This is a genomic window from Luteococcus sp., from assembly GCF_043424415.1.
GTDB lineage: Bacteria > Actinomycetota > Actinomycetes > Propionibacteriales > Propionibacteriaceae > Luteococcus.
On sequence record NZ_JBHWOO010000114.1, the window covers coordinates 1 to 11,078 of the forward strand.

General features: G+C 70.1%; 10 protein-coding genes. 4 read left to right on the forward strand and 6 right to left on the reverse strand.

Annotation, left to right across the window (positions count from 1 at the left end; all coding sequences use genetic code 11):
• Window positions 1-53 precede the first annotated feature (53 nt).
• On the reverse strand, window positions 54-293 hold the full coding sequence (locus ACHFFZ_RS07170; RefSeq protein WP_394275964.1) for an acyl-CoA carboxylase subunit epsilon: 240 nt from the start codon (window positions 291-293) through the stop codon (window positions 54-56).
• Window positions 294-321: 28 nt separating this feature from the next.
• Complete coding sequence (locus tag ACHFFZ_RS07175; protein ID WP_394275965.1) at window positions 322-1,905, reverse strand: acyl-CoA carboxylase subunit beta; 1,584 nt, start codon at window positions 1,903-1,905, stop codon at window positions 322-324.
• A gap of 81 nt (window positions 1,906-1,986) precedes the next feature.
• Between ACHFFZ_RS07175 and ACHFFZ_RS07180 the strand changes: the two genes are divergently transcribed.
• The gene (locus ACHFFZ_RS07180; RefSeq protein ID WP_394275966.1) at window positions 1,987-2,781 is read left to right on the forward strand and encodes a biotin--[acetyl-CoA-carboxylase] ligase; all 795 of its coding nucleotides are present in this window, start codon (window positions 1,987-1,989) and stop codon (window positions 2,779-2,781) included.
• Window positions 2,782-2,806: 25 nt separating this feature from the next.
• Here ACHFFZ_RS07180 and ACHFFZ_RS07185 read toward each other — a convergent pair whose 3' ends face one another.
• Window positions 2,807-3,706 carry an extensin family protein gene (locus ACHFFZ_RS07185; RefSeq protein ID WP_394275967.1) on the reverse strand — a complete coding sequence of 300 codons (900 nt, stop codon included), beginning with the start codon at window positions 3,704-3,706 and terminating at the stop codon, window positions 2,807-2,809.
• Window positions 3,707-3,762: 56 nt separating this feature from the next.
• Entirely contained in the window at window positions 3,763-5,058 is a 1,296-nt protein-coding gene (locus tag ACHFFZ_RS07190) for an MFS transporter (protein WP_394275968.1), read from the reverse strand.
• Between the two features lie 259 nt (window positions 5,059-5,317).
• Here ACHFFZ_RS07190 and ACHFFZ_RS07195 point away from each other — a divergent pair, with 259 nt between their 5' ends.
• The 3 genes from ACHFFZ_RS07195 (at window position 5,318) to purE (ending at window position 8,553) form a co-directional block, all read left to right on the forward strand.
• Complete coding sequence (locus ACHFFZ_RS07195; RefSeq protein WP_394275969.1) at window positions 5,318-6,748, forward strand: hypothetical protein; 1,431 nt, start codon at window positions 5,318-5,320, stop codon at window positions 6,746-6,748.
• A gap of 82 nt (window positions 6,749-6,830) precedes the next feature.
• Window positions 6,831-8,018: a 5-(carboxyamino)imidazole ribonucleotide synthase gene (locus tag ACHFFZ_RS07200; RefSeq protein WP_394275970.1), complete on the forward strand. Its 1,188-nt coding sequence runs from the start codon at window positions 6,831-6,833 to the stop codon at window positions 8,016-8,018.
• Window positions 8,011-8,553, forward strand: a complete 543-nt coding sequence (gene purE, locus ACHFFZ_RS07205) for a 5-(carboxyamino)imidazole ribonucleotide mutase (protein ID WP_394275971.1) — start codon at window positions 8,011-8,013, stop codon at window positions 8,551-8,553. Before ACHFFZ_RS07200 ends, purE begins: the two co-directional genes overlap by 8 nt.
• Here the strand turns inward: purE and ACHFFZ_RS07210 are convergent.
• Both ACHFFZ_RS07210 and ACHFFZ_RS07215 read right to left on the reverse strand, forming a co-directional pair.
• The gene (locus ACHFFZ_RS07210; RefSeq protein ID WP_394275972.1) at window positions 8,550-10,157 is read right to left on the reverse strand and encodes an ABC transporter permease; all 1,608 of its coding nucleotides are present in this window, start codon (window positions 10,155-10,157) and stop codon (window positions 8,550-8,552) included. The genes purE and ACHFFZ_RS07210 overlap by 4 nt on opposite strands.
• Complete coding sequence (locus tag ACHFFZ_RS07215) at window positions 10,154-11,065, reverse strand: ATP-binding cassette domain-containing protein (protein WP_394275973.1); 912 nt, start codon at window positions 11,063-11,065, stop codon at window positions 10,154-10,156. The genes ACHFFZ_RS07210 and ACHFFZ_RS07215 overlap by 4 nt, the downstream gene beginning before the upstream one ends.
• Window positions 11,066-11,078: the final 13 nt, after the last annotated feature.

Genomic DNA, 11,078 nt, shown 5'->3' on the forward strand with positions numbered 1-11,078 from the left:
GCCTCCGTCTGGCCTGCCGGGCCCTCATGGAGTTCGACCGCTACCCGTGCCCGTCAGGGACGGGCGCTGTAGCGCCAGGCCTCCCGGCCCGGGTTGTGCGGGCGACGCAGCACCCGGTTGTAGGACTTCCAGCCACCGGCCAGGGGACGGTCGTCGTTCTCCTCGGCCAGCGCAGCAGGGGCAAGCGCCGCCTGGATCACCGTGAGCACCGCAGCCACCTCGTCGGCATCGGGATTGCCCTTGCCGAACTGGTAGACCTGTGCCTGGGCGGCCTCGGTTTCCTCTTCGCTCATCGTCCTGACTCCTGGGTCCTCGGGTGCATCACAGCGGGATGTTGCCGTGCTTCTTCGGCGGCAGCACCTCACGCTTGGTGCGCAGCAGGCGAAGCACCCGGATGCACTCGGCGCGGGTCTCGTGCGGGTAGATGATCTGGTCGACGTAGCCGCGCTCGGAGGCCACATAGGGATTGGCCAGCTCGTCGTTGTACTCGTCGATCAGCTCCTTGCGACGCACCGCCTTCGCCTGGTCGTCCTCGATCTCGGCGAGTTCCTTCTTGTACAGGATGTCGACGGCGCCCTCGGCCCCCATCACGGCGATCTGGGCGGTGGGCCAGGCGAGGTTGATGTCGGCACCCAGGTGCTTGGAGCCCATGACGTCGTAGGCGCCGCCGTAGGCCTTGCGGGTGATCACGGTCAGCAGCGGCACGGTGGCCTCGGCGTAGGCGTAGATCAGCTTCGCACCGCGACGGATGATGCCCTGGTGCTCCTGGTCGACGCCGGGCAGGAAGCCTGGGGTGTCGACGAAGGTGAGCACCGGGATGTTGAAGGCATCACAGGTGCGCACGAAGCGGGCGGCCTTCTCCGACGCGTCGATGTCGAGGCAGCCGGCGAACTGCATGGGCTGGTTTGCCACGACACCGATCGAACGCCCCTCGATGCGGCCGAAGCCGCAGATGATGTTCTGCGCGAACAGCGGCTGCACCTCGAGGAACTCGTCGTCGTCGAGGACGGTGCGGATGACCTCGCGCATGTCATAGGGCTGGTTCGGGGAGTCCGGGATCAGCGTGGTGAGCTTGCGGTCGTGATCGGTGATGGTGAGGTCGACCTCTTCGTCGTCGAAGACGGGCGGGTCCTCCAGGTTGTTCTGCGGCAGGTAGCTCAGCAGCTCGCGCACGTACTCCAGCGCGTCGTTCTCGTCGGCGGCCAGGTAGTGCGCGGCACCGGACTTGGTGTTGTGGGTGCGGGCGCCGCCCAGCTCCTCGAGCGTCACGTCCTCGCCGGTGACGGTCTTGATGACCGCGGGACCGGTGATGAACATCTGCGAGGTCTTGTCCACCATGATCGTGAAATCGGTCAGGGCGGGGGAGTAGACGTGGCCACCGGCCGCGGCGCCCATGATGAGGCTGATCTGCGGGATCACGCCCGAGGCGTGGGTGTTGCGACGGAAGATCTCGCCATACAGGCCCAGCGAGACCACGCCCTCCTGGATGCGGGCGCCGCCACCCTCGTTGATGCCGATCAGCGGGACGCCGGTCTTGATGGCGAAGTCGATGATCTTGACGATCTTCTCGCCGTAGACCTGGCCCAGCGCGCCACCGAAGATGGCGACGTCCTGGCTGAAGACACAGACCGGGCGGCCGTTGATGGCACCCACACCCACGATGACTCCGTCGCCATAGGGGCGCTTCTTCTCGAGACCGAAGGCGGTCGAACGGTGGCGAGAGAACTGGTCAAGCTCGGCGAAGGTCCCCTCGTCGAGCAGGGCGAGCACTCGCTCGCGCGCGGTCATCTTGCCCTTGGCATGCTGCTTCTCGACGGCCGCGGGCGAAGCGGCATTGACGGCAGCGTCAATGCGGCGGCCCAGATCGGCGATCTTTCCAGCTGTGGTGTGGATGTCGATCTCCATGGGGCTGACCCTAGCGGCTCAGCGGCTGCTGCGCAGCGCTCCGGCTGGGCAATTCCATCCTGCGGGACTACCGTGCGCTGCATGCCCGCCTGCGACGCGACCGATCCCGAGCTCCTGCGACAGCTGTTGGAGCGTGTCACCCTGTGGAACGAGGTGCGCTGGGTGCCCACCACTGGCAGCACCAATGCCGACCTCGCGGTGCTGGCCCGCACCACCGACCTCGACGGCTTGGTGCTGGTCAGCGAGGAACAGACCGCCGGCCGCGGCCGCTTCGAGCGCCGCTGGGAATCACCCGCCGGGGCCTCGGTCGCCTTCTCGCTGCTGCTGCGCCCCACCCGGCCATCGCTGGACTGGGGCTGGCTCTCGCTGCTGGCCGGGATGGCCGTGGCGACAGGGATCGAACAGGCCACCGGCGCCGGGCCCGGCCGCGTGGAGCTCAAGTGGCCCAATGACGTCCTGGTCGACGGGCGCAAGATCTGCGGCATCCTGTCCGAGCGCATCGACGGCGACCACGGGGCCGCTGCTGTGGTGGGCATCGGCATCAACTTCTCCCTAGACGAGTCCGAGTTGCCCGTCCCGACCGCAACCTCGCTGAGGATCGCCGGGCTCGAGGCTGGCAAGAGCGAGGTGCTGGCCAGCCTGCTGACCGAGTTCGCCCGGCTCTACGAGATCTGGGAGTCCGAGGGGCAGGTGCACGAGGAGTACGAGCGGCGCTGCGCCTCCATCGGCTCGCCACTGCGGGTGATGGTCGACGAGCACACCCATGTGCTGGGGACCGGAGACCACGTGGACGACTTCGGACGGCTCGTGGTGCGCACGCCCCAGGGGCTGCAGCCCTTCAGCGCCGGCGACGTCTTCCACCTGCGGCTGCAGTAGCGGCTCCTGGTCGTCGCTCAACCGCTCAGCCGCGCTGGACGCTGGCACGCAGGAAGGCCTGCCAGGTCTCCTGGCGTCGCAGGTCCCGCAGGCCCAGTTCGGCCAGGACGGGGCCCGCCTGGTCTCGGGTCTCGTCCCACTGCCCGGTCACCTCGCCCTGCTGGCCCCAGATCGACTGGCAGATCGCCTGGACTGCCTGGTTCTGCACCCGCGAACCACGGCTGAAGCTGCTCATGCCGCTGCCCGAGAGGCCGTTGTCGACGTGGATGTGGTTGCGGTGCTCAGGGTCGAAGTGGTGGGTCAGCACGTAGGCGAAGTGCAGGTGCAGTGAGGCCGCGAGCGTCCAGTAGCGGCGCCGCAGCTCGGCCTGGCGCTCGGCGCTGGCCTCGTGCCACAGGTCCTCGCGGGCACTGACCACTGGTGTGGAGCCGATCCGCAGCCGCGAGATGTCGAAGGCGCGGCCGTTGGCATGCCAGGAGCGGCACTGGTCCTTGACGACGTGGGCGCCATAGCTCCAGACCTCGGTGCTCCCGCCGTAGCGCGAGGTGGCCTCGAAGTCGGCCATCCAGGCCTCCAGCTGGCCCAGGAAGCCGGCGTCGAAGCGCATGGTGGCGGGTTTCCCGGTCGGCTCGTAGATGATGCGGGCCCGTCCGATCCGTGAGGCGGACGCCAGCTGTGAGGCGTCCAGACAGGTGGGCTTCCCACGCGGCCCGACCCCGCCCCCAATGCCCGGCAGTCCGGGGCCGGTGCGCAGGGTTTCGAGGCCGGCCAGTCCCAGACCAGCCAGGCCCAGCGTCGCCGCGCCGCCGACGAGCAGCCCGCGACGCGAGCTCCTCGGCCGACCGGGCGGGGGCGTGGCTGGGTGGCTGCCGGAGGCCAGGGGCTCGCGTCCGTGCAACCAGTCCAGGTCCTGCCTGCTGGCCATCGCGCCTCCTGTTTCCTGCCCCTGGCGGCCGGGACTGGGGCAACACTAACCGTCGCTCAGGCGGGGGTCGCCGTCACCGGACCGCGGGGGCGGCGGTCGAGCAGCACCAGCACCGCGGCGCCAAGGCACAGGGCCGCGGTGAGCATCCAGGCGCGGGTATAGGTGCCGTCGGCCGAACGCAGCAGCCCCGAGACGCTGGCACCCAGGCCGGCCCCGACCATGTGTGCGGCATAGACCCAGCCGAAGACGACGCCCGAGCGTCGGATGCCGAAGTGTTCCCGGCACAGGGCGATGGTGGGCGGGACGGTGGCCGTCCAGTCCAGCCCGTAGAAGACCACGAAGAGCCACAGCGCCGGGGTCATGTGCGCCTCCAGCATCTGGTTGATCGGGATCAGCGAGAGCCCCCGGAGCCCGTAGTAGACGGCCAGCAGCCACCGCGGGTCATAACGGTCGGTGAGCCAGCCGGAGGCGACGGTGCCCAGCACGTCGAAGATGCCGATCAGCCCGATCACGCCGGCAGCCGTGGTGGCCGGCATCGAGTGGTCATGGGCCGCGGGCACGAAGTGGGTCTGGATGATGCCATTGGTCGACCAGCCGCAGATGGCGAAGCTCACCAACAGGATCACCATGGCTGGCCGTCGCCAGTTCCTCGTCAGGGCCGAGACCGCACTGCGCAGTGGTTCCCGCAGGCCGCGCGGACACTCGTCGGTGGGCTGCGCAGCGGGGACGGAGCCCGGCCGGCCGGTGCCCAGCGCTTCCACACCGGCCTGTCCAGGCCAGTCACGCACCACGCGCCAGCACAACACGGCACACAGCAGGGTGAGCGCGGCGATGGTGCCCACCGCCACTCGCCAGCCCGGCCCTGCCACCGCCTGGGCGACGACGGGCACGAAGAGCACCTGCCCGGCGGCCGTCGCGGCACTGAAGGCACCAGTCACCAGGCCCAGGTGGCGGGCGAACCACCGGTTGGCGACGATCGCCCCGAAGGTCAGCGCCAGGGCGCCCGTGCCCAGTCCGATCACCAGCCCCCACAGCAGCCACAGCTGCCATGCCTGGTCCATGAAGAGGCTGGCCACCGCCGCCAGGCCCACCACCAGCAGCGAGGCCGAGACGGTGCGTCGCGGCCCCCACAGCTCCATCACGGCGGCCGCGAAGGGAGCGGCCGGCCCGTAGACCACCAGGTTGAGGCTGGCCGCACCGGAGGTCGCGGCGCGGCTCCAGCCGAACTCGTCCTCGAGCGGCTGCAGCAGCACCCCGGCCGAGGACCGGAAGGCGGAGGCGACCAGCAGGCAGACCAATGTGACGGCGGCCACCAGCCAGGCCGGGTGGATGCGGGGGCGGGGACTGCTCACCGGTTCACGCTAGGTCCTTGCAGCCCTGTCCAGCCGGCCGTCCCCATCCGTGGACGTGGCCTTCGGGCGACCAGGCGGCGGCGAGCAGGTGACCGGTCGGAGTGGAGTGGTGAATTCCAGATGCAGAGTCGATGAACCCCCCGCGCACGTGGTCCGGGAACGGTCGACGCCAGCCCTAGCGTCACACCTGGCCGCAACCCGCTGCGCCAGGACAATTCCCCGCAGAGCCCTTCCAGAGATCACCATCCAGGAGACCCTGATGAGCACCAGACACCTTGCAGCGCTGACATCCGTTGCCCTGGTCGCCGCCACCACAGCCGTCCAACCCGCCCTGGCCCTGGCCGAAGGCGCGTGCGACCAGCTCACCACCCCGCTCTACCAGCAGTTCTCCAGCGCCGTCGGCACCAGCCTGGTCACCCCTTGGAAGAACGAGTACGACAAGGCCGCCAGCTACCAGTTCACCCAGGCCGGCACCCTGGGCACGGTCAGCACCCGCGCCGCCGACGGCCTGGTGGCCGTGCACCGCCTGTCGAAGGGGGCCGACTTCGTCACCGCCGTCGCCAATGACGTGCCCAGCTGGACCAAGCGTGGCTATACCGACCAGGGCGTGAGATTCCACGCCGCGCCGCCGCACGCCACCTGCGGCGTGGTCATCCACCGGGTTGCGCGCGACGGCGTCCACCGCGAGGTCGCTGCCGGCGGCGTGGCGCAGTTGGTGGGCCAGGGCTGGGTCGACGTCGGCGCGAAGTACGTCGTGGGTGGTGCCCCGACTCCTGCTCCCCAGGTCACGGCCGCCTCTGGCGCCGATGCGGACGGCCGCTTCAGCCTGGCCGTCATCCCCGACACCCAGAACGAGAGCCTGCGTGCCGGAGCACCCCGAATGGTGGCACGCAACAACTGGCTGGTGGCCCGCAAGGGCGCCGACCAGCTCGACCTGCGGGCCGCCATCCAGGTGGGCGACATCGCCAACTGGGACACCCCCGACCACGACCAGTACGCCAATGCCGTCACCGGCATGAAGGTGCTGGAGCAGGCCCAGGTGGGCTGGATCGGCGCCGTCGGCAACCACGACTCCTACGCCACCGGGGAGGGCGGCTCGGCGCGTCCCGGCGTCAACGTCCACGAGGCGCTGCGCGACACCGCCACCTACAACTCCTACTTCGACGGCTCCCACTTCCGCTTCCGCGCCGCCACCCAGGCCGGGCGCCAGGACACCTCCACCCACATGTTCCAGGCCGGCGGCCTGAAGTGGATGGTCGTCGCCCTGGAGCTGTGGCCGCGCCGTGCCCAGCTCGACTGGGCCAAGCAGCAGGTGGCCGCGCATCCCGACCGCAATGTCATCCTGCTCACCCACGACTACCTCGATCGTGACGGGAAGGTCGTCACCGGCAATGGCGGTTACGGCGACCTGCCGATCAGCACCGTGCGCAGCGGGCTCGTGGCCAAGTACTCCAATGTGCGCATGGTGCTCAGCGGGCACCAGGGCGTGCGCAGCGTCCTGGTGGAGGACTTCGGCAGTCACCGCGTCGTGGCGATGCAGCAGAACTACGACAACAACGCCGACGCCATGGTGCGGCTGGTGGAGGTCGACGCCAAGGCCGGCACGCTCAAGCACACCTTCCGCTCCACCACCAGCGACCGTGTCGATGTCAACGGTGCGGTCATCGACAAGATGGCCTGGGTCCGGTGAACACGGATTCTGTGAACATGCGTCGTGTGACGGGCGGCTCGCGGACTACGGGTGCTGCGGCGTCCTTCGGTAGTCTCGTGGGGTGAGTCGTCCCTACATCATCGGCATCATCGGCGGTGGCCAGCTGGCCCGCATGATGCACCAGGCATCCATCGCCCTGGGCGTGCGCATCCGGCTCCTCGCGGAGGGGCCGGACGTGTCGGCCGCCCAGGTGGTCCACGAGGTCGTCGTCGGCGACTACACCGATCCCCAGGTGCTGCTCGACTTCGCCCGCGACTGCGACGTCATCACCTTCGACCACGAGCACGTCCCCACCCAGCTGCTGGAGCAGGTGGAGGCTGCCGGCACCGCCGTGCGCCCCGGCCCGGACGCCCTGCAGTACGCCCAGGACAAGTCGCGGATGCGCCTGCGGATGACGGAGCTCGGCGCGCCCAATCCCGAGTTCGCGATCTGTGAGCAGCCCGAGCAGTTGGTGGCCTTCGGTGACGAGCACGGCTGGCCGGTGATCGCCAAGATCTCGCGCGGCGGCTATGACGGCAAGGGCGTGTGGAAGGTGGACGGCCCTGAGCAGGCCGACGAGCCCTTCGCGGTGCTCCGCGAGGAGGGCAGCACCGTCGACGGCGGCACGATCAGCCGCGAGGGCGTGGTGATCGTCGCCGAGGAGTTCGTCGACTTCGCCCGGGAGCTGGCGGCGCTGGTGACCCGCTCGCCCAGCGGGCAGGCCGTCGCCTACCCGATCAGCGAGACCGTCCAGCGCGAGGGCATCTGCGCCGAGACCACCACCCCGGCCCCCGGCCTCGACGGGTCCCAGGCGAGCGAGCTGCAGCAGCTGGCGCTGCGGATCGCCGACGAGCTCGGTGTGGTGGGTCTGCTGGCCGTCGAGCTGATGCAGCGCCGCGACGGCAGCGTCGTGGTCAACGAGCTGGCGATGCGCCCCCACAACACGGCGCACTGGACCATCGACGGCTCCAACACCTCACAGTTCGAGAACCACCTGCGGGCCGTCCTCGACCTGCCGCTGGGCGATCCTGGCCTGCGCGCCGCCCACGTCGTGATGGCCAATGTGCTCGGCGGTGACGAGGAGGACCTCACCGGCGCCCTGCAGCACTGCTTTGCCCGCGACCGCAAGCTGCGCGTGCACCTGTACGGCAAGGACGTGAAGCCGCACCGCAAGGTGGGCCACGTCACCACCTACGGCGAGGAGCTCGCCGACGTCACCAAGCGCGCCCGGCATGCCGCCGGCTACCTGATGGGAGATCCGAATGCCTGAGGTCACCACCCCGCTGTCCGTGCTGGAGCAGCGCGAGCCCGCTCGGCCGCTGGTCGGCATCGTGATGGGCTCCGACTCCGACTGGCCCACCATGGAGGCCGCCACCGTCGCCCTCGATGAGTTCGGCATCGCCTGGGAGGCTGACGTGGTCAGCGCCCACCGCATGCCGGAGGACATGGTGACCTATGGCCGCGAGGCCCACACCCGAGGGCTCCGCGCGATCATCGCCGGCGCCGGGGGAGCGGCCCACCTGCCCGGCATGCTGGCCTCCCTCACCCCGCTGCCCGTGATCGGCGTGCCGGTGCCGCTGAAGTACCTCGACGGCATGGACTCGCTGCTCAGCATCGTGCAGATGCCCGCCGGGGTGCCGGTCGCGACGGTCAGCATCGGCAATGCCCGCAATGCCGGCCTGCTGGCCGCCCGGATGATCGCCGCTGGGGACGAGGAGCTCACCGGCAAGATGCTGGACTTCCAGGCCAGCCTGCGCGACCAGGCCCTGGCCAAGGGCGAGAAGGTGCGCCAGCACAACCGCTAGGCGGGGATGCCGCGACGCCGGTAGCCCAGTAGGCCCAGCGCCAGCAGGGCGATCGCCAGCGCGGACTCGATGGTGAAGGCGGTCCAGTCCATCGGGTCGCGCGGCAGGTGGGCCAGGTGACCCCAGGGCTGCAGCCGGACCAGCCAGTCGGGCAGGTCGAAGAGCACGGCGAACCAGGTGCAGAACATGGTCCAGCCGAGCAGCGCCCAGACCAGTCCGGTCAGCCGGGGCAGCCAGCCGATCAGCAGCATCATGGCGCCGGTGACCAGCACCAGGCCGGGCAGCAGGCCGAGCGCGGTGCGGGTGTAGGTGCCCACCAGACTCCAGTCGTGGTTGCGCTGGGCCTGCACCAGTGGCATCGCCGCGCCGACCGCGACGAGGACGATGCAGGGCACCGGTACCGCCCACAGCAGGTGGCTGAGCGCCAGGCTGGTGCGGCTGGTGGCGGTGGCCAGTACCTGTTCGGCATGGCCGTGCACCTCCTCGCTGCGCAGCCGGACCAGCACCGTCGCCGACATGATGGCCGCGACGGTGGCCATGATCCCGGTCATTGCGACATAGAAGGCGGTCTGCAGGTTCGCGGTGCCACCCATCTTCTGCAGCATCTCGCCCATCTGTGGATTGGCTGCCAGCGCCTTGTCCATCTGGCTCATGATCGAGCCCATCCCCGCCGAGCACAGCACCAGCGCCAGGCTCCAGCCCAGCAGGGTGCTGCGCTGCAGCCGCCAGGCCAGCCCCCACGCCCCACCCAGCCATCCGGGGGCGGTGGCGCGTCCCGCACGGGTCTGCCAGAGCCCGGCCAGGTGGTCGCGGGTGGACTCCAGCCGGAAGGCGACGGCGACGAGCAGGACGAAGGCCGTCACGGGCAGCGCCAGCACCCACCAGCGTTCCTGGGCGAATGGCCGCAGCAGCATGCCCCACTCCATCGGGATGGCCCAGCGCAGGTTCGCGTAGGAGGCTTCGGGACCGGCGCCGTCGACGATCATGCGCAGCAGGAACATGCCGCCCCACAGGGCCCCGACGGCCCAGTAGCGGGCGCTGCGGGCACTCTCGAAGAGCTGCGCGCACACCGCCCCGATCCCGACGAAGAGCAGTCCCTCGGCGCCGACCGCCGCCCCGGCCGCCACTGAACCCGTGCCGGGAAGCCCCGTCGATGCGGTCCACGCGGCCGTCACGGCTGCCAGCGCGAGGCAGGCGAGCATGCAGCATGCCAGCGCCCCGGCCAGTGGGGCGTGCCGTCCGACCGAGCCGGCGCGCAGCAGCTCGAGCCGTCCTTCCTCCTCCTCTGCGCGGGTGGCGCGGATGATGCCCAGGGCGCCCATCATCCCGGCGAGCATGCTCGCGAAGCCTCCCACCCGCCAGAAGACGAAGCCGCCCTTGGTGTTGATGTCGAAGACCGGTCCCAGCAGGGCCAGCATCGACGGGTTGTTGCGCAGTGGGTCCAGGGTGGCGCGAGGGTCGGTGCCGGGCGGGATGATCGTGTCGTACTGGCTGGCGGTCAGCGGCATCAGGCAGGCCAGGCCGAGGATCCACAGCGACCAGAAGAGCCAGTTGCGGCGCAGCGTCAGCCGCAGCATCATGCCGGTTCCGGTGAGGGTGCTCATCGTGCCGCTCCCGACGCCTGGTCGCCCTGGTCGTAGTGGCCCAGGAAGAGTTCCTCCAGCGACGGTGGGGCCGAGGTGAGGTTGCGGACTCCGTGCTGGGTGAGCAGGACCAGGACGTCGTTCATCCGGTCGGCGTCGACGTGGGCGCGCACCCGGTTGCCCTCGACGCGCAGGTCGTGCACGCCCGGCATGGCTCCGAGCCGGTCGGGCACGGTGTCCAGATCTGCCGTGACCTGCAGGCTGTGCAGGTGGCGCAGCTCATCGAGGGTGCCCGTCTCGACGATGCGTCCGGCCTTGATGATCGAGACGTGGTCGCACAGCGCCTCCACCTCGGACAGGATGTGGCTGCTGAGCAGCACGGTGCGGCCCTGCTCCCGCTCCTGCCGGATCAGGTCGGTGAAGACGTGTTCCATCAGCGGGTCGAGGCCGCTGGTGGGCTCGTCGAGCAGCAGCAGGTCCACGCGGGAGGCCAGCGCCGCAACGAGCGCCACCTTCTGCCGGTTGCCCTTGGAGTAGGTGCGGCCCTTCTTGCGCGGGTCCAGCCCGAAGGCGTCGATGAGTTCGGCGCGTCTGGTCTTGTCCAGTCCGCCACGGGCGCGGCCGAGGATGTCGATGGCCTCCCCGCCGGTCAGGTTGGGCCACAGGGTCACGTCGCCGGGCACGTAGGCGAGCCGCCGGTGCAGTTCGGGGGCCTGGCGCCACGGGTCGCCCCCGAGCAGGCGCGCGGTGCCGGAGTCTGCCCGCAGCAGGCCGAGCAGCACGCGGATGGTGGTGGACTTGCCGGCGCCGTTGGGTCCGAGGAAGCCGTGCACCTGTCCGGTGGGGACTTCCAACGTCAGCCCGTCGAGGGCGCGCAGCCTGCCGAAGGTCTTGACCAGGTCAGTGGTCTGGATTGCGAGGTCGTTCATTCCCGTCTCCCGG